Source organism: Dysgonomonas sp. Marseille-P4361 (assembly GCF_900343125.1).
GTDB lineage: Bacteria > Bacteroidota > Bacteroidia > Bacteroidales > Dysgonomonadaceae > Dysgonomonas.
Map to the genome: position 1 here is coordinate 19,612 of NZ_OPYL01000005.1, position 17,951 is coordinate 37,562.

17 protein-coding genes are annotated in these 17,951 nt (G+C 37.1%); 13 read left to right on the plus strand and 4 right to left on the minus strand.

Annotation, left to right across the window (positions count from 1 at the left end; all coding sequences use genetic code 11):
* The first annotated feature begins 43 nt into the window (after nucleotides 1–43).
* The 3 genes from DHU68_RS10295 (at nucleotide 44) to DHU68_RS10305 (ending at nucleotide 1,822) form a co-directional block, all read left to right on the plus strand.
* Nucleotides 44–1,123 (plus strand): metallophosphoesterase, encoded by a 1,080-nt coding sequence (locus DHU68_RS10295; protein ID WP_185117508.1) that lies wholly within the window; start codon nucleotides 44–46, stop codon nucleotides 1,121–1,123.
* Between the two features lie 144 nt (nucleotides 1,124–1,267).
* Nucleotides 1,268–1,564, plus strand: coding sequence for a GNAT family N-acetyltransferase (locus DHU68_RS10300; protein WP_108822911.1), 297 nt, complete (start codon nucleotides 1,268–1,270; stop codon nucleotides 1,562–1,564).
* 39 nt (nucleotides 1,565–1,603) lie between these two features.
* Nucleotides 1,604–1,822 (plus strand): (4Fe-4S)-binding protein, encoded by a 219-nt coding sequence (locus DHU68_RS10305; protein ID WP_108822912.1) that lies wholly within the window; start codon nucleotides 1,604–1,606, stop codon nucleotides 1,820–1,822.
* Nucleotides 1,823–1,896: 74 nt separating this feature from the next.
* On the opposite strand, the gene DHU68_RS10310 is transcribed toward DHU68_RS10305, so the two are convergent.
* Both DHU68_RS10310 and DHU68_RS10315 read right to left on the minus strand, forming a co-directional pair.
* Complete coding sequence (locus tag DHU68_RS10310; RefSeq protein ID WP_108822913.1) at nucleotides 1,897–2,601, minus strand: tol-pal system YbgF family protein; 705 nt, start codon at nucleotides 2,599–2,601, stop codon at nucleotides 1,897–1,899.
* Nucleotides 2,602–2,691: 90 nt separating this feature from the next.
* The gene (locus tag DHU68_RS10315; protein WP_108822914.1) at nucleotides 2,692–3,978 is read right to left on the minus strand and encodes a M64 family metallopeptidase; all 1,287 of its coding nucleotides are present in this window, start codon (nucleotides 3,976–3,978) and stop codon (nucleotides 2,692–2,694) included.
* Between the two features lie 199 nt (nucleotides 3,979–4,177).
* On the opposite strand from DHU68_RS10315, the gene DHU68_RS10320 reads away from it, so the two are divergent.
* From DHU68_RS10320 to DHU68_RS10335, 4 genes are read left to right on the plus strand one after another with little or no spacing between them, the layout of a single operon-like run.
* The gene (locus DHU68_RS10320) at nucleotides 4,178–6,925 is read left to right on the plus strand and encodes a putative LPS assembly protein LptD (protein ID WP_108822915.1); all 2,748 of its coding nucleotides are present in this window, start codon (nucleotides 4,178–4,180) and stop codon (nucleotides 6,923–6,925) included.
* 34 nt (nucleotides 6,926–6,959) lie between these two features.
* Entirely contained in the window at nucleotides 6,960–9,632 is a 2,673-nt protein-coding gene (locus tag DHU68_RS10325) for a transglutaminase family protein (RefSeq protein ID WP_108822916.1), read from the plus strand.
* Nucleotides 9,633–9,655: 23 nt separating this feature from the next.
* Nucleotides 9,656–10,189 carry a hypothetical protein gene (locus tag DHU68_RS10330; RefSeq protein ID WP_160111119.1) on the plus strand — a complete coding sequence of 178 codons (534 nt, stop codon included), beginning with the start codon at nucleotides 9,656–9,658 and terminating at the stop codon, nucleotides 10,187–10,189.
* A complete protein-coding gene (locus tag DHU68_RS10335; RefSeq protein ID WP_108822918.1) occupies nucleotides 10,171–10,515 on the plus strand; it encodes a hypothetical protein in 345 nt (114 codons plus the stop codon). Before DHU68_RS10330 ends, DHU68_RS10335 begins: the two co-directional genes overlap by 19 nt.
* Nucleotides 10,516–10,569: 54 nt before the next feature.
* Here the strand turns inward: DHU68_RS10335 and sufB are convergent, their stop codons facing one another.
* Nucleotides 10,570–12,027 (minus strand): Fe-S cluster assembly protein SufB, encoded by a 1,458-nt coding sequence (sufB, locus tag DHU68_RS10340; RefSeq protein WP_108822919.1) that lies wholly within the window; start codon nucleotides 12,025–12,027, stop codon nucleotides 10,570–10,572.
* Between the two features lie 301 nt (nucleotides 12,028–12,328).
* Here sufB and DHU68_RS10345 point away from each other — a divergent pair, with 301 nt between their 5' ends.
* The 3 genes from DHU68_RS10345 to DHU68_RS10355 all read left to right on the plus strand — a co-directional run bounded on the left by DHU68_RS10345 (nucleotide 12,329) and on the right by DHU68_RS10355 (nucleotide 14,777).
* Nucleotides 12,329–13,393: an aldose epimerase family protein gene (locus DHU68_RS10345; protein WP_108822920.1), complete on the plus strand. Its 1,065-nt coding sequence runs from the start codon at nucleotides 12,329–12,331 to the stop codon at nucleotides 13,391–13,393.
* A gap of 83 nt (nucleotides 13,394–13,476) precedes the next feature.
* Nucleotides 13,477–14,130, plus strand: coding sequence for a hypothetical protein (locus DHU68_RS10350; RefSeq protein WP_108822921.1), 654 nt, complete (start codon nucleotides 13,477–13,479; stop codon nucleotides 14,128–14,130).
* 38 nt (nucleotides 14,131–14,168) lie between these two features.
* Entirely contained in the window at nucleotides 14,169–14,777 is a 609-nt protein-coding gene (locus DHU68_RS10355) for a hypothetical protein (RefSeq protein ID WP_108822922.1), read from the plus strand.
* A 1-nt stretch (nucleotide 14,778) separates the two neighbouring features.
* Here DHU68_RS10355 and coaA read toward each other — a convergent pair whose 3' ends face one another.
* Complete coding sequence (gene coaA, locus DHU68_RS10360) at nucleotides 14,779–15,720, minus strand: type I pantothenate kinase (RefSeq protein ID WP_108822923.1); 942 nt, start codon at nucleotides 15,718–15,720, stop codon at nucleotides 14,779–14,781.
* Nucleotides 15,721–15,973: 253 nt separating this feature from the next.
* Between coaA and DHU68_RS10365 the strand changes: the two genes are divergently transcribed.
* The 3 genes from DHU68_RS10365 to DHU68_RS10375 are packed head-to-tail and all read left to right on the plus strand — an operon-like array spanning nucleotide 15,974 to nucleotide 17,951.
* Nucleotides 15,974–16,852 (plus strand): ABC transporter permease, encoded by an 879-nt coding sequence (locus tag DHU68_RS10365; RefSeq protein ID WP_108822924.1) that lies wholly within the window; start codon nucleotides 15,974–15,976, stop codon nucleotides 16,850–16,852.
* Nucleotides 16,853–16,855: 3 nt separating this feature from the next.
* Nucleotides 16,856–17,104, plus strand: coding sequence for a DUF3098 domain-containing protein (locus DHU68_RS10370; protein ID WP_108822925.1), 249 nt, complete (start codon nucleotides 16,856–16,858; stop codon nucleotides 17,102–17,104).
* 31 nt (nucleotides 17,105–17,135) lie between these two features.
* On the plus strand, nucleotides 17,136–17,951 hold the full coding sequence (locus DHU68_RS10375) for an undecaprenyl-diphosphate phosphatase (RefSeq protein WP_108822926.1): 816 nt from the start codon (nucleotides 17,136–17,138) through the stop codon (nucleotides 17,949–17,951).

The following is a 17,951-nucleotide window of genomic DNA, read 5'->3' on the forward strand; positions in this document are numbered from 1 at the left end:
TTTTTCGTATATTTGTAAGTACTGTTAATGCCAAATAAATCTAATTATGAAAAAAACGTTTATTCTGTCTTGTTTGTTTTTATTCCTTTCTTTTAGTATTAATGCTCAGAAACAACCCGTAAAAGTAGAACTCAGTGATAAGGATTCGTATACAATGATTATGATTCCCGATCCTCAGACTTATATTAAGTTTGATGTGAATCAACCTATCTTTGAACTGATGACAGCTTGGGTTGCCAACAATATAGAAGATTTGAATATGGCGGCGGTATTGTGTACCGGCGACTTGGTTGAGCAGAATGATCAGCCGATTCCTGAGGGCAGAAATGGAAATCAGACCGGACGTCAGCAGTGGGAGAATGTTTCCCGCGCATTTGAAAGACTCGATAATAGAATTTCTTATGTAAATGCTACGGGTAATCATGACTATGGTTATGTGTCAGCAGAAAATAGATTTAGTCAATTCCCTGAATTCTTTAGACCAGAAAGGAATACTTGCTGGAGAAAGAGTTTGGTGAGTGTGGGTAGAAATTGGGAGGAAAAGCCAACGCTAGAAAATGCTGCTTACGAGTTTGAGATGGGTAATTGGGGCAAAGTGCTAGTCGTGTCTCTCGAGTTTGCTCCAAGAGACGAAGCCTTGGATTGGGCAAAGAATCTGGTGAATAGTGAAAAATACAAAGATCATAAGGTAATTGTATTAACACATTCGTATATGAATACGAAAGGAGTTGTTTATGAAAAGGAAAACTATAAAGTTACACCTGCCAATTATGGACAAGCCATATGGAATAAGCTTATTGCTCCTTCCCCAACCATAAGAATGGTGCTTTGTGGACATTCGGCAATTGCGGATGGGGATGATTATGAAAAGAATGTAAGTTTCAGAGTCGATAAGAATCAAGCAGGGAAAGATGTTGTTCAGATGATGTTTGATGCGCAGACTGCAGGAGGAGGATGGCATGGTAATGGAGGTGATGGCTGGTTGAGGATATTGGAATTTATGCCTGATGGAAAGACTGTTAAGGTAAGAACGTTTTCTCCGTTTTTCGCGATCTCTCCCACTACAGCAAAACATGCATGGAGAACGGCTTCGTATGATCAGTTTGAATTTGTAATTGATTGATATCTAGTTGTTTATGGAGTTCTGTTGATCTATTGATTGTCAGTGTAATGGTTGTTGTAGCTTGTAAAAAGCTTAAATGACCTGTAAAAAACCTTCAAAGAAAATCAATGTTCTATATATAAACCCTTTAAACATAAATAAGAAATGGAAGATTACACACTAGTTGATAACAAAGAAAAGAAACAATACGAGTTTCATATTGGAGAATATATGCCAAAGATAGAGTATATAAAGTCGGAAACAGGTGAGATATATTTGACGCATACCGAAGTCCCTGTTGCTCTTGAAGGACAAGGTATAGGCAGCCAGTTGATAAAAAAGGCTTTGGAAGATATTAAGTCTCAAGGATTGCGATTAGTGCCTCTTTGCCCTTTTGTTGCTGGATATATCCAAAAGCATCCCGAATGGCGTAGTATTGTAATGAGAGGAATAAATGTTTGAAATTGAAATAAGATAAACAAAACTATCAAAAGATTAAGTATGGAAAAAGTAATTGAGTATACCAATGGAGAAGTTACTGTTATTTGGAAACCTGAAATGTGTCAACACGCCGGAGTCTGTGTGAAAATGTTGCCTAATGTATATCGTCCGAAAGAAAGACCTTGGGTAAGATTAGAGCTTGCAACTACAAAAGAGATAATCGATCAAGTTGCCAAATGTCCATCAGGAGCGTTGACGTATAAGATGAACAAAAAATAGGTTTTATTGATAATACAAAAGCAAAAGGCTTTACTCTGAGAGTAAAGCCTTTTTTATATTAAGCGTAAAAATTCTTATTTCGCTTTTAGTAGAGTAGCTTCTTCTATGTATTTGTCAGCTTCACCAGCAAGCATAGAGTTAGCATATTGGTTTTTGATAATAGTGAACACTTCGATCACTTTATCATGGTTGCCTTGACTTCTGTAGATAAGTCCTGCCTTCTTGTAAAGGATTGGGCTTTGAGAAGGATTGTCAACTTGTTTTGCTGCTTTGATATAGTATGAAACTGCTTCGTCAGATTTGCCCGTGTTGTCTAGGCAATCACCGATAGCTCCATTTACAAGTGGAGATATTGATATGTCATCTCCGCTATAACCTTTAAGGTACTCCATAGCTTTGTCGTATTGCTCTAGGTTTGCATAGCTAAGACCAGCATATAGTTTCGCTAATTTACCAGCTTTCGTAGAACTATAATCTTTTGCTATAGTTACAAAGCCAACATAGCCATTCCCGTCACCTTCAACAGCAATAGAGTCTTGCCCATTTCTGAAGTATTGCTCTCCTTTGAATAATGCTACTTGAGCTTCTTTGTTTTTAGGCTCTAGATATAGTTGTTTGTATGCAAGGAATGCACATACAACTACTACTACAACACCAATCCCAATTAATAATTGTTTTTGATATTTCTCAATGAAGTGTCCCGATTCTTTAACTGCAGAATCAATCTTTTCCCACTCCTGTTCTTCACGTAATTCGGCTTGTTTCTTTTTAGAAGACATTGTTCTATAGATTATGTATTATTTTTTATTGTATTCAAAATTAGCAGCGACAAAAATAGTTGTTTTATCCTTATAAATAAAATCTTAACTCTATTTTTTTTGCTCGGTATAGAATTTCACAAGCTCTTCTATTGCTCTTTGGCAAACAGGACAGAAATTCTTGCATGTGTTCGTTTTCATTCTACAGTCTGTTGCAGGGCGAAATATTCCTTTAGCAGAATAGCCTGCGCCTTCGTATACGCCTACATCGTATTTATTCGCAAGTTTCGGATCGGTCGGAATAGGAGTGTTTTCTTTTAGCATCTTTTTCCATTTGGTAGAAAAGTTGACCAAGGTGGTTATATTAGCTTCCCACGGCTCTGTTTCTAGGTCATATGTGTTATCCAGAACATCGCTGTCATAAAAATATTCATCGCCCAATCCTGCAAAACTATGACCAAATTCGTGTACTACGACTGGTTTGAAGTCTGGATGATGAGTAGTTGTTAGTGTATAAGAATTAAAAATTCCCCCTCCTCCATATGTGTCGGTATTTGCCAGTATAATAATATGTGCATAAGGAATGCCCGCTATTGCGTCGTGTATATCTTTAACATGAGAAGTAGTGAGGTATCTATCGGAATAAAATGTGTCGAAGTGGGAACTGAAAGCTGTATCCTTCCATATATTCTTTCTAGGAATACTTACTCCGGAGTCTTCCGATATTGTTTCTACAGCATAAAAATTAAACTTGTCCTTTAAAGTTTTGAATGGATCATGTTCAAATATAGCATCACAAGTCGTCTTTGCGTGTTCTCTGAAAGTGTCCATTTCGGAAGAGGTATATCCTTCGGCAAGGATAACGACATTGATCGCTTTATCTATGGCTCCCCCCTGATGGATTGCTGTGTAATTAGGGATGTCTTTCAAGCCTTTCTTTTTTATTAATATGTCATTAGGGTCTATCTCGTGTTCCGAAAATTTGACATAGGTTCCTTTTCTGTCTCGCAAACTGATTTCTACCAAAATTTTATTCTTTGGGAAAGGTACCAAAAATGTGTTCTCAAAACTTCTCTTCGCTGTGTTCGCTTCCGGGATAGTTATCCATTCTTGAAAAAGAGTGCTGAATGCATCTGTGTAAATGCATTTGTTGCTTGCTACGTCGGTTACTTTTATCTGTCCGTTTCCTTCTCTGAGTATTTCAGATAAGTTATGTCTCCGTCCAGCCCATAAAGGAAGTTGAGATAATTGATCTAAAAAAACATGTTGGTTTTTACTATCACCGGCAAAACTGTAGTCTATTCTAAGAGTTTTGTCTACAAAAAAGGTGTCGAAATCTTGAGAAAAAGACAGCAATATGGATAAGAAGAAAAAACTAATGAGTGTGAAATATTTCATAATAAGGATCGTTAAGCATGTAAGTGGTAAACTGCAAAGTTATCCAAAATACAAGAATGACCGCTCTGTTGGGCGTGAATATTATTGGTTAAATTAGGAAAGGGAAGTGAAATTTAAACTTTTTTTGATTTTTCATATTATTCTTTCATGTATAAATGATTAGCTTTGCATCCGAATAGAAAGTATTAGGTCTTTATAGATGAGAAAAATTCGCATCTTAGCGTACATGTTTTTGTGTATATTGTTCTCTGTGCCTTTTTTAGGTGCCCACTATTCTTATACGCAAAATTTAAATGAGCTTTTTATTCTGATTGATACAATTCAGCCCAGATTAGACTCTCTGTTCTCTCCTTCAGATTCCATAAAACTTCCAGTCGATTCTCTCTCTTCAGATAGTGCAAAGCAAAATAAGAATGCATTGGATGCTATTGTAGATTATTCAGCGCAAGATTCTATAATTCTTACAGCGGATAAATGGGGGTATCTGTATGGAGAAAGTGAGGTTAAATATACCGATCTCGTTTTGAAAGGAGAGATCATATCCATGAATATGGATAGTAGCCTAGTGTATGCAAATGCTGGGGTTGACTCTGTTGGCAAAGAGTTCGGTTTTCCTGTTTTTTCGGACAAGGGCACAGAACTGGAATCGAAAACGATGAAGTATAACTTCAAGACGAAAAAAGGTTATGCTACTGGTAGTATTACAAATCAGGGCGAAGGTTATGTTGTGGCTGGACGTGCGAAAAAGAATGATGACAATTCTTTCTTCATGCGGGAGGGTAAATATACTACCTGCGAAGATCATGAGCACCCTCACTTTTATCTGGCTCTGACCAAAGCTAAAGTTAAACCGAAGAAAAATGTTGTAACAGGTCCTGCTTACTTGGTTATTGAAGGACTCCCATTACCGATTGGTTTACCATTTGGTTTTTTCCCTTTCTCTGAAAAATATTCTTCGGGAGTGATTATGCCTTCTTACGGGGATGAAATGGAACGAGGATTTAATCTTCGTGGAGGAGGATATTATTTTGCAATAAACGATAATATTGATTTAGCCCTTACCGGAGAAATATATACAAAAGGTTCGTGGGGACTGAATGCCCGATCAAATTATAGAAAGCGTTATAAATATTCCGGAGGTTTCGATCTGGGATATCTGGTAACTAAGACCGGAGAAAAAGATGTGAACTATTCTGTGGCTAAAGACTTGAGAATAAATTGGACTCATGCGCAAGACCCAAAGTCAAATATGTTCAGAACGATTTCTGCCAATGTGAACTTCTCTACAAGCTCTTATGATCGCAATGACTTAAATATGGCTTATACTCCCGCAGGGACTAGCAATACTAAGAGTTCGAGTGTGAACATAACTCAACGAATACCAAACTCTCCTTGGAGTTTATCTGCTTCGATGAATATTGCTCAACGTAGCCGAGATTCGACCATTTCGCTAACGCTTCCTAACTTGATGATAACAATGAGTCGTATTCAGCCTTTTAAGAAAAAAATGGCTGCAGGATCTGAGCGTTGGTATGAAAAGATTCAAATGAGTTATTCCGGTGAATTCAGAAACAGCATAGATACAAAAGAGGATAAATTACTAACATCAAATTTTCAGAAAGATTGGAGAAATGGGTTTAAGCACAGTATTCCTGTTTCTGCAACATTCTCAGCTTTCGATCATCTAAATATTACACCTTCTATCAACTATACAGAAAGGTGGTATACTAGTAAAATTAATAAGGGTCTGAATGATGATGGAGAGTTTGCTCCATTAGATACTGTGTCTTCGGTGGGCAGAGCTTATGATTTTAGTGCAGCGTTGAGTTTTCAGACAATGTTGTACGGGATGTACACTCCCATTTTTTCTAAGTCAACAAAAATCCGTCACGTCTTTTCTCCGAGCATAAGTTTTAGTTATAACCCAGACTTTAGTGATCCTATGTGGGGAATGTATAAAGAGTCTGATATTATAGACTCTTATGGACGTTATGAGAGTGTCCGTTGGTCTCCGTATGAGAAGGGAATGTTTGGTGTGCCATCCCCAGGTGCAGCGGGTATGATTTCCTTTAACTTTGATAACAACTTAGAGATGAAAGTTGCATCAGAGAAAGACTCTACAGGTTTCAAGAAGATTAGTTTGATTGATAATCTGAGCATTAATTTCAGTAAGAACCTAATGGCTGACTCTCTGAAGTGGAGTGATATTGCCGTAAACTTACGTCTGAAGTTTAGTAAATCTTTTGTTGTCAATCTTGGTGCAGCTTTCGATCCATATATGTATCAGAAGGATGAGTATGGCAGAGTACGCCAAGTGGATCAATTGCGAATAAAGAATGGTAAAGGTTTCGGGAAACTAAAAAGCACAGGGTATTCTATATCTCCATCTATCAATCAAGATACCTTCAAAAAGTGGTTCGGAAAGGATAAGGATAAGAAAGATTCTGAAAATACGAACGAGGGAAGTCCTCCAAATAGTGACCTGACTGCTGAAGCAACAGAACATAAAGGAAGTCTTCTGGAAGGGAAGAAGGATGATAAAGAATACGATGAAGATGGTTATGTGAAAAATGCCGTTACATGGAATCTGGGAATGAATTTCTCTATGAACTACTCTTGGGATCAAAGTCGGATTACGGAAAAAGGGAAATATGTGGAATATAAAGGAAGGTTAACGAAAACCTTTGGGTTGAACGGAAGCCTTCAGCCTACCCGAAACTGGAATTTCTCGTTTAATGCCAATTACGATTTTGATGCAAAAAAAATAGCATATATGAGTTGTAACCTGACGCGTAATCTTCACTGTTGGTCTATAACTGCAAGCTTTAATCCTGTAGGTCCATATAAATCATATTTTGTGTCGTTAAGAGCAAGTTCTTCTATGCTGCAAGACCTGAAATACGAGCAACGAGGGCGTTCTTCAAGTTACGATCCTCATTGGGATTAGTTTAAAACTATCCGAAACCTTAATACAGATGATTATGAAAAAACTAAATACTACTATTCTTTTATTATTAACGCTAACAATGATGTTCTCTTGCGCATCATCGGATAAGCATTTTCTCAAAAATGAGGAATATCGTTTAAAAGTTACTGAGCAATTCGAAAAAAGAAAAGAATTAGCCTCAAAGCGTAGCCAGCAGCTATTTTCAGTTTTTGATCGGTCTGATTTAATTTTACAGGAAAAAGAAGCTTTAGAATTTCTCTATGCTTATATGCCTTTGTCAGATTTAGCGGATTATGATGGTGAGTTTTTTCTAGGGCAGGTAAGATCAGCTTTCGAAGCTCGTGACTATTTTGATTGGGGGAAGAAAATTCCAGATGATGTTTTTCGTCACTTTGTCTTAGTAAGCAGAGTGAATAATGAAAATTTAGATACAGCTCGTCAGGTTTTCTTCGATGAATTGAAAGATCGTGTAAAAGGGTTAACGATGGAACAAGCTGTTTTGGAAGTCAATCATTGGTGTCACGAGAAAGTCACTTATCGGGGGACTGATGGAAGGACTTCTTCTCCTCTGGCATTAATGAAGACATCGTGGGGACGTTGTGGTGAAGAATCGACCTTCGCAACGGCAGCCTTGCGTGCTGTTGGTATTCCAGCCCGTCAATGTTATACTCCTCGCTGGGTGCATACTGATGATAATCATGCATGGGTAGAAGCATGGGTGGATGGTGAATGGCATTATATCGGAGCCTGTGAGCCTGATGCGGAATTAGATGTAGCATGGTTTTCTGCTCCTGTAAAGCGAGCAATGATGGTGCATACAAATGTCTTTGGCTTGTATGACGGCCCCGAAGAGAAAAATGTGCAGACAGAACTCTATTCTGTAATTAATCTACTGGAGGATTATGTTGATGCTGATAATCGTAGAAAGGTAGAGGTAAGAGTTGTTGATGAAAATACTGGAAATGTAGTAGAGGGCGCTGAGGTTAAATTCATGGTCTATAATTATGCAGAATTTTATCCTATATCTACTGCTATGAGTTCAGGAGATGGTAAGGCTTCAGTAACTACAGGTCTGGGAGATGTCTTGATCTGGGCGAATAAAGGAAGTGCTTATGGTTATGTGAAATCTGTAGCAGGAGATACTACTATAGATGTTATAATTTCAGATAAAGGTATTCAGCAGACTGTTGAAAATCTTACAATAAATGTTCCTTTAGAAAAACCTATAAAGGAATTATCGTCAGATAAAATCGCTGAAAATGCAAAACGATTGGCATATGAAGATTCTATTCGTAATGCCTATATGTCTACATTTATCACTGAAAATAAGGCTCGTGAGTTTGCTAAAGAAAATGACCTAAATGGAGATAAGACATGGAATATCTTAAATAAATCGCAAGGTAATTGGCAGTCTATTGTGAATTTTATGTCAGCGAATAAATCGAATGGGTATCTCTTCCCTTTCCTTGAATCTTTGTCGGATAAAGATCTGCGAGATACAGCTAGTGATGATTTGATGTCTCATATAAGTGCAGCGAAAGCCATAGGCTCGGATCAAACGAATAATCTTCTATATCAGGAATACGCTAGATATGTATTGTCTCCTCGTATTGGATTGGAGTTAATTCGTCCTTGGAGAATCTTCCTAAGAGACAAACTGCCTCAAGACTTTGTATTAAAGGCAAGAGAAGAAATAAAGACAGTAGTTGATTATATTAACGAAACTATCAGCTTAGATGAAGAACAAAATTATTACAAATGTCCTATTTCTCCTCGTGGAGTCTATGAGTTAGGTATTGCAGACTTAAAATCAAGGGATGTGTATTTTGTGGCTCTTTGCCGTTCCATGGATATTATGTCGCGTCTTGATCCGGTAACAGGACGACCTCAGTATAAAGAAGATGATAAAAGTGTATGGAAGGATGTGTTCTTTGAAAAACAAGCCGAAGAGCAACCTAAAGGAGAATTAATAATAAAAGGAGATAATACTAATATTGTTAAACCCGGTTATTATACTCATTACACTATAGCACGGATGGAAAATGGTAATTTTGTAACATTGAATTACGAGAATGAGATTAATAAATTTCCAGCGAAGTTGTTATTGGATACGGGATTTTATCGTTTGATGATAGGTAGCAGAGCAAATGATGGCTCTGTAGCTGTTGAGACTCGTTACTTTGATATAAAGGAAGATCTCTTAGAGTCTGTAGTGATCTCATTGCCTAAGGTGGAGAAAGGTATTCAGGTGCAAGGAATTGTTGATCCTAATACAATAGTAACTCTAAGTGATGGCAGTAAGAAAACCTTAAAAGAGATGACTAATAAGAAAGGTTTGTTTATCTGTTTTTCCGATCCGGATAAAGAACCAACAAAACATATTTTGCAAGATCTTCCTGCTCATCAGCAATATATTGAAGAATGGGGTGGAGGAGTGCTTTTCGTTGTTCCTGATGATAAATTGAGTTCCGCTTTCGATGCGTCTGCATTTAAAGGTTTACCTGAACAGTCTTTATGGTTGACAGATGCGAATAGAACTTTATTAAATTCAGTAGCCAATGCTCTGCAGATTGAATTCTCGAATAACTTCCCTTTGGTAATATACCTGTCTACTAACGGCGGAATATTGTATTCTTCTCAAGGATACCGTATTGGTATAGGTGAAAATATCGTGAAGACAATAGAAGAAGAGAAATTGACGAAATAAGGTCAACTTAAAATATAAGAGGAATGAAACGATTAGTGAGTTCTATTATGATAAGCGCTGTGCTTTTATTTGCTGTCTCTTGTACAAAACAGCAGAATTTATCACAACAGCTTGCGTTCTCTTTTGAAGAAGGAGATTATACTCCTGCTGAAGCAGATAATACATTGAGCATTATCAAGGAGCGCTTTAATTCTTATGGTTGTGCTAATGATATACAGCATGATGCTTCGACAAAATTATATACGCTTAGTCTGCCTGAAGAAGCTGATTCTATTATGGTAAAAAAGCTTCTAACAACTAAAGGGCGGTTAGAGTTGAGGGAAAGTTGGAATATCAATTTAAAGGATATCTTTGTTCCAACAGATAGTGTGTTTCGGTACGCAATGAAGACTCGTGATGAAAATCCTACTTTTATTGTTCATGTAAATGATACTGCAAAAGTGAAAGATATATTGGAGACTTGTAGAGAAACAAGAAAAGAATGGCCTAAGGATTTATTCTTTTTATGGGGATCTAAGTCCATCGATAAAAAGGGGAAATGTTTGAATTGTATTTGATTCATTCTGTAACCTATCCGCAAGAACCGATTTTATCAAATTCCCATATCCGTAAAGCTTATTCAGATGAAGTGTCAGGCAATTGGTCAATACAGATTCAATTGAATGACATTGGAGCAGAGAGATTTGAAAATGTTACAAGTCGAAATATTGGTAAAATGTTGCCGATTGTGATAGATGATGGGGTTTCTGGTGCACCTGTTGTTAATACTGCAATAACAGGGGGGAGATTAGAGATAACTGGAGGTTTTACTAAAGAAGAAGCAGAGGAATATGCCTTGATGTTTAGATTTAAGCCATTGCCTTTAACAGTTGTGCTAAAATAAATAAAAAGACGACTTTCAAAGTCGTCTTTTTTCATAAATATAATAGAATATTAATTATCCTACACTACCTTCTAGGCTAATTTGAAGTAGTTTTTGAGCTTCTACAGCAAATTCCATTGGGAGGTTTTGCATTACTTCTTTTGCATATCCATTTACGATAAGACCTACAGCCTCTTCTGTTCCAATACCTCTTTGGTTGCAATATAGAATCTGATCTTCACTGATTTTTGAAGTTGTAGCTTCATGTTCTATGATTGCTGTTGGATTGGCAATGTCTGAGTAAGGGAATGTGTGAGCTCCACATTTATCTCCTAATAGTAAGCTGTCGCATTGAGAGTGGTTGCGAGCGCCTTCAGCTTTTGCTGAAACTTTTACCAGTCCTCTGTATGAGTTTTGGCTAAATCCGGCTGAGATCCCTTTTGATACAATACGGCTTTTTGTGTTTTTACCTAAGTGTATCATTTTAGTCCCGGTGTCTGCTTGTTGGTAATTGTTAGTTACCGCAACAGAGTAGAATTCGCCAATGGAATCATCTCCGGCAAGAATGCATGAAGGATATTTCCATGTGATGGCTGATCCTGTCTCTACCTGAGTCCAGGAAATTTTAGAACCACGACCTTTACATAGACCGCGTTTAGTAACGAAGTTGTAAATACCTCCCTTTCCTTCTTTATCTCCAGGATACCAGTTTTGTACTGTCGAATATTTTACTTCTGCGTGGTCTAAAGCTATAATCTCAACTATAGCAGCGTGTAGTTGGTTTTCATCGCGCATAGGAGCTGTACATCCTTCCAGATAACTAACGTAAGCATTGTCGTCAGCTACGATTAATGTACGTTCAAACTGTCCGGTATTGGCTGCGTTGATTCGGAAGTATGTTGATAATTCCATAGGACAGCGAACGCCTTTAGGAATATATACAAACGATCCGTCACTAAATACAGCAGAGTTTAATGCGCCAAAAAAATTGTCGCGGTACGAAACAACTGTCCCTAAGTGTTTTTTTACCAGTTCCGGGTATTCTTGTACAGCTTCGCTGAACGAGCAGAATATAATCCCTTTTTCGGAAAGAACTTCTTTGAATGTGGTTTTAACAGAAACACTATCTACTACAGCATCTACGGCCATTGTTTGTACTCCGGCAAGTATTTCTCTTTCATGGAGAGGTACACCCAGTTTGTCGAATGTTTTTAATAATTCGGGGTCTACTTCATCAAGGCTCTTAGGCCCATCCTTTTTCTTCGGAGCGGCAAAGTAGCTAATGCTTTGATAGTCTATTTCGGGAATGTCCAGATGAGGCCATTTAGGCATCTCCAGAGTTAACCAATGACGGTATGCTTTAAGTCGGAACTCAAGCATCCATTCTGGTTCATTCTTTTTTGCCGAAATCAAACGAACGACATCTTCGTTTAATCCGACCGGAATAACTTCAGTTTCAATGTCAGTTACAAAACCATATTTGTATTCGCTGGAGGTAACTTCTTCTAAAATTTTATCTTGATCTTCTTGCATTATTTTATTCGTTGCGAAACCTTCGTAAGGCTTCTAATTATCGGTTACAAAGATACTATATTCTGCCTATAAAATTGCATATATAAATATTTTACATCGATGATAGAACAAATAGAATAAGCTTTTGTTCTCGCATTTTAGTTTAAAAAAATGAATGAGATTTAGAGGTTTTCTGTTTTTGCTTTTTTAATAAATTGATAATCATAATCAGAGAAACTCTGGTATTTAACATTAGAATATTGTTGTATATTTGTGTTTAACATCATTTTTAAGAATATATAATTAACCGTATAATAATATCATGCAAACAAAATCAGGATTGAACCCTGCCGGATTTTCCGGTAAAGTAGATGGACAAGACGTACAAATGTACATCTTGACAAATAGCAAAGGAGCTGAGGCTACAGTAATAAATTATGGAGCAAAGATAGTGTCACTCTCTGTGCCGGATAAAAATGGAAATTTGGTCGATGTCGTTTTAGGGCATAATAATTTAGATGAATATTTAAGTTCGGAAGAGCCTTACTTCGGAGCTGTATGCGGACGTACAGGGAATCGTATTGCCAAAGGGAAATTCGTATTGGATGGTGTTACTTATCAATTAGCTATAAATAACGGACCCAATAATCTTCATGGAGGATTGAAAGGTTTTAATGCCGTTGTGTGGACGGCAAAGCAGCTTGATAGCCAGACGTTGGAGTTAACGTATCTGTCTAAAGATGGAGAAGAAGGTTTTCCCGGAAGTTTAAATGTGAAAATCGTCTATAAGCTTACAGATGAGAATGCTTTTGAAATAACTTATGAAGCTACTACGGATAAGGCTACTATTCTTAACTTGACAAATCACTCTTATTTCAATTTGTCGGGTGAGGGAGACCCTAGTGTGAATGATCACTCTCTTGTTATGCACGCTTCTACTTATCTTCCTACGGATGATACGGCAATACCATATGGTAAACCGGAAGATGTGAAAGGTACTCCGTTTGATTTTCTTACAGCTCATACAATTGGCGAGCGTATTGATGACGATTTTGAGCAGCTGCATTTTGGTAAAGGATACGATCACACTTTCGTTCTTGATAAAAAGGATGGAGAGTATGCTTTGGCTGTGGAGTGTAGCTCGCCTAAAACCGGGATAGAAATGAAAGTTTATACAACCGAACCCGGTGTTCAGGTGTATACAGGTAATTGGATGTCAGGTAACTTTGAAGGAAAGCATGGGCATCGTTATCCGGCAAGAGCTGCTGTTTGTTTCGAAACACAGCATTTTCCTGATAGTATCAATAAGCCTGAATATCCTAGCGTGGTGCTCAGACCAGAAGATACATTCAAAAGCAAGACTGTTTTTGCTTTCTCTGTAAAATAAAATATAGAAATAGTCCTATACTGAGGAGGAGTGAGGATGTGTATGTCCTCGCTCTTTTTGTTTTATTTAAACTTTACAACTATATGAAAACAAAAATAATTGGAGTTGCCCTGATTCTTATTTTTTCAATTCAAGGGGTATGTGCTCAAACCTTAGAGGATGAGTTTGCTGACTTAATGAATAAACAAGACTTCTTCGCGCTGCAAGAGCGGTATGATATAGCGAAAGATAGTTTACAATCCGAGACGGTAAAATTATTGGCGGAAGCCTTTTTAAATACAGCCTTTAATCAGTTGGATAAAGCAAACTTAAAGTTAGATACAATCTTGCTTGCTCATCAGGAATATTTAGGAATGAGTGGTGTTGTAGCTTCGATTGTTACTATGAGCGACAATCTCAAACGTCAAGGGAATTATCGTCAATCAGCAGATTTATTGCAGTCTTTTTTGGATCAAACTGCAGCTTTTGATGGACTTGATTCTTTGACAAGGAAAGAATTAGAGAAACTTACCTTATGGGGAGCTTTAGGTGATGGGATGAAACCTGAAATTATTCGTCCTGAAAGAGATTGTGAAATATCCTACTTTGATGGACATGAAACGTTTAAAAATATCATTTATGTTGATGTTGAGTTGAATGGGAATGTTGTAGATTTTGTGTTTGATACGGGTGCTGATGGGTATGATACAAATCTGGTGAGTGAAGGCTTTGCTCGTCAGAATGGATCCGTGTTTTAGATGACTCGGTTGTTATAACAGGAACAGCAGAGAGGTATGTGAAACTGGGTGTGGCCGATAGTATGAAGATAGGAGATGTTGTCTATAAAAATGTAGCTTTTACTGTGGCTCCGGGTGATAATATTCTGCCAGTTGATACTCTTTTTATGGATGCGATATTGGGCTCGGTTTTTATGAAAGCTATAGGCGAAATTCAGATATACCCCAAAGAAAAAAGAATGGTATTCCCTTATAGAGAAAGTAAGATGCCTTTTGAGAAACCAAACATGATGTTTGTGGGAGGACAGCCTTATATAGAAGGGTATTCAGGTAAAGAACGTTTGTTGTTACATTTCGATACAGGAGGAGGTATTGGCTTATCCTCTAAATATTATGCAAGCCATAAAGAAGAAGTTGAATCAAAAGGACGATTGTATGATAAGGGAGGTGTTGGAGGCTTTGGTGCGATGGTACATATGAATCAGTATATTTTGCCTTCTTTCACATTGCGAATAGGATCGCATGAAAAAGAGCTTAAGGATGTTTATGTACTTGCAGGAGATAGTTTCCCCTTTGTTATAGGGGATGGTAGTTTAGGAAATGATTTTATTAAACTGTTCGATAAAGTAACTATCAACTATAATCAGATGTTTATAAATTTTGAGTAGGTTATTTCCGTAGTCTAACATAATCAACAGTGTGATTCTCCCCTTTGTGTAAAATTAAGCTTGCCCGTTCGCGAGTAGGAAGTATATTTCGGCGAAGGTTCTTTCTGTTGATTTCTCTCCAGATTGTTTTGGATGTTTTTATAGCTTCCTGCTCTGTTAATTGAGCAAAATTGCGAAAATAAGATTTCGGGTCGGTAAAGGCTCCTTTTCGGAATTTCATGAAGCGTGAAATGTACCATTTTTCAAGCATTTGCTCTTCAGCATCTACATAGATGGAAAAGTCAACAAAGTCGGAAACGAAAATCCTTGGTTTCTCATTGGGGTAATCCATTCCACTTTGTAAAACGTTGAGCCCTTCTATGATTAGGATGTCTGGCTGTTCTATAGTTTGATATTCATTAGGAATAACATCATAGATGAGGTGAGAGTATTTTGGAACTTTGACGATTTTTTCTCCCGATTTTAGGTTTGTGACAAACTTTAATAATGCTTTTATATCATAAGATTGAGGAAACCCCTTTTTTAGCATGATTCCTTTTTCCTCCAATACTGCATTTGGATAAAGAAATCCGTCTGTCGTTACAAGTGCTACACGGGTGTTCTCTTTCCATCGGCTGAGCAATGCTTGCAAAACACGGGCAGTTGTACTTTTTCCAACCGAAACGCTCCCTGCTATGCCTATGATAAATGGAATTTTCTGCCTTTCCTGACCCAGGAATTTCATCAGAATGGTTTGTCTGCTTGTTCTCGCATTTACATAATAGCTCAACAGGCGTGATAGGGGAAGGTATATTTCTTCCACTTCATCTATCGACAATTCGTGATCAATGCCTTGTAGAGTCAATAGCTCTTCGTAAGTAAGAGTCATCGGTTCTGATTCTCGCAGAGAAGCCCATTGTTCTCTTGAAAATTGCATGTATGGACTGCTGGGGATAGCGCTCATTTAAATCTTCTTTTTTCGAGCTTGTAAAGTTAGGGGTTTATGTGATAAGATTGAACGATTTGTCTCTTTAATTGTTCTTTTTATGATGTTCGTTAAGAGGATAATCGTAAAATAAAACGAAAAAACATAAGTGAGTCTTTTGTTTTATTAAAAAAGATAAAAATAATGCTGTAAGAACTATTTATTTTGTTTCTTTGCAGCGAATTTGGGTGCATTGTATTGTGTCAGCATTAAATTCTCGTTTGTTATTATAATGTCTAAGAATCGTCAACTTAAAACTGTTTCTTTATTTACGTCAGGGGTTATTACTACCATAAGTATTACTCTTGTCCTTTTTTTGCTGGGTTTGACTATTTTGTTAGGTTTTACAGGAAAAGGATTGGCTACGTATTTTAAAGAGAATATGGGCATATCTATCGAACTGACAGGTAATATGAATGAAGATGCAGTGGCAAAGACGAAGAAGAAAATAGAGGCTATCCCGTATGTTAAATCTGTAACCTATATCAGCAAAGAAGAGGTTAAAAAACAACTTTTAAGCGATTTGGGAGGAGATCCGGAAGAGGTTTTGGGTTATGACCCCTCCAGAAGCTATTTTGATGTTTTTATTAAGTCCGAATATGTTAATAGCGATAGTCTGAAGAAAGTAGAGGCTAGCTTTAAAGATTTTAATCTATCCAAAGGCTTTTCATTCAATGAAGAAGATCTTGCTGAAGCTAACAATACGATATCTAAAGTAGGTTCTGTATTGCTAATCCTAGCTATAATCCTTATTGTAATTTCTTTTACACTGATCAGGAATACGATTCAGTTAAATATATACTCTAAGCGCTTTCTTATCAATACAATGAGATTGGTCGGGGCTACTAATGCTTTTATCAGACGCCCTTTTATTACAAGTACAGTGTTGTCGGGTATTTTAGCTGCTATTATAGCTAATGGTGCTATTACTGGAGTTGTGTACTATTTTGTAAAAGAATACCCTGAATTGATTTCTATTGTTCATCAGAATGAGCTTTTAATCGTTTATGGACTTGTTCTTTTGTTGGGAATACTTCTGACTGCTTTAGCTACGATATCGGCAGTAAACAGGTATCTAAGAATGACTACAAATAAACTTTATCATATTTAAATTATGGATAAAATAAATTTCGCATTTGGCAAGATGAATTATCTCATCTGTGGAGTATCCGTTCTTCTTATTATATTGGGCTTTGTACTGATGACTGGTCCTGCATCGACTATTGAAGGAGGGTTTGAACCAGATGTTTTTAGTACGAAGCGAATTGTTATTGCACCTATGGTGTGCTTTTTCGGTTTTTTGTTAATGATTGTTGGAATTCTATTCCCTCGCAAGAGAACTGAGGCAAACGAACAGAACTAACACAGTATTTATAAAAAAGATATATTGATTAATGAGTATTATTGAAGCAATAATCATTGCTATTGTAGAGGGCTTAACGGAGTTCTTGCCAGTTTCGTCAACTGGTCATATGATTATAACACAGGGAATTTTAGGTATAAAAAGTGATGATTTTGTAAAGGCTTTTACTATCATTATTCAATTTGGAGCCATTTTGTCGGTTCTTGTTTTATATTGGAAACGATTCTTTCAATCTGTAAATTTTTACATAAAACTTTTGATCGGTTTTTTACCGGCAGCAGTGTTCGGACTATTGTTTAGTGACTATATAGACAGCATGTTAGAGAATGTTTATGTAGTAGCTGTGATGCTTGTACTGGGCGGTATTGTTATGCTGTTTGTCGATAAATGGTTTAATAATCCGGATGAGAGCAAGCAAGAGATAACTTACAAGAACGCATTTACTATTGGGCTCTTCCAGTGTATTGCAATGATACCCGGAGTGTCTCGCTCTATGGCAACTATTGTAGGGGGTATGAGCCAGAAGCTGACACGGAAGAATGCAGCGGAATTTTCCTTCTTCTTAGCAGTACCTACAATGGCAGCGGCTACAGGATATAAAGTATATAAGCTGATAAAAGTCCCTGATGGAGGACTATTCGATTTCGATTTCAGTATATTGATCGATAATATGGCAGTCCTTATCGTTGGTAATGTAGTTGCTTTCATAGTGGCTATGCTTGCTATAAAATTCTTTATCAATTTTATTTCCAAATATGGATTTAAGCTATTTGGTTGGTATAGAATTGTGGTAGGACTTTTAATCTTGATCTTGCTGGGTTTTGGTGTACAATTAGAAGTAGCATAA

Coding starts and splice junctions, on each gene's coding strand:
- DHU68_RS10300 (WP_108822911.1), top strand. CDS start 1,268: ATGGAAGATTACACACTAGTTGATAACAAAGAAAAGAAACAATACGAG.
- DHU68_RS10305 (WP_108822912.1), top strand. CDS start 1,604: ATGGAAAAAGTAATTGAGTATACCAATGGAGAAGTTACTGTTATTTGG.
- DHU68_RS10310 (WP_108822913.1), bottom strand. CDS start 2,601: ATGTCTTCTAAAAAGAAACAAGCCGAATTACGTGAAGAACAGGAGTGG.
- DHU68_RS10315 (WP_108822914.1), bottom strand. CDS start 3,978: ATGAAATATTTCACACTCATTAGTTTTTTCTTCTTATCCATATTGCTG.
- DHU68_RS10320 (WP_108822915.1), top strand. CDS start 4,178: ATGAGAAAAATTCGCATCTTAGCGTACATGTTTTTGTGTATATTGTTC.
- DHU68_RS10325 (WP_108822916.1), top strand. CDS start 6,960: ATGAAAAAACTAAATACTACTATTCTTTTATTATTAACGCTAACAATG.
- DHU68_RS10330 (WP_160111119.1), top strand. CDS start 9,656: ATGAAACGATTAGTGAGTTCTATTATGATAAGCGCTGTGCTTTTATTT.
- DHU68_RS10335 (WP_108822918.1), top strand. CDS start 10,171: ATGTTTGAATTGTATTTGATTCATTCTGTAACCTATCCGCAAGAACCG.
- sufB (WP_108822919.1), bottom strand. CDS start 12,027: ATGCAAGAAGATCAAGATAAAATTTTAGAAGAAGTTACCTCCAGCGAA.
- DHU68_RS10345 (WP_108822920.1), top strand. CDS start 12,329: ATGCAAACAAAATCAGGATTGAACCCTGCCGGATTTTCCGGTAAAGTA.
- DHU68_RS10350 (WP_108822921.1), top strand. CDS start 13,477: ATGAAAACAAAAATAATTGGAGTTGCCCTGATTCTTATTTTTTCAATT.
- coaA (WP_108822923.1), bottom strand. CDS start 15,720: ATGAGCGCTATCCCCAGCAGTCCATACATGCAATTTTCAAGAGAACAA.
- DHU68_RS10365 (WP_108822924.1), top strand. CDS start 15,974: ATGTCTAAGAATCGTCAACTTAAAACTGTTTCTTTATTTACGTCAGGG.
- DHU68_RS10370 (WP_108822925.1), top strand. CDS start 16,856: ATGGATAAAATAAATTTCGCATTTGGCAAGATGAATTATCTCATCTGT.
- DHU68_RS10375 (WP_108822926.1), top strand. CDS start 17,136: ATGAGTATTATTGAAGCAATAATCATTGCTATTGTAGAGGGCTTAACG.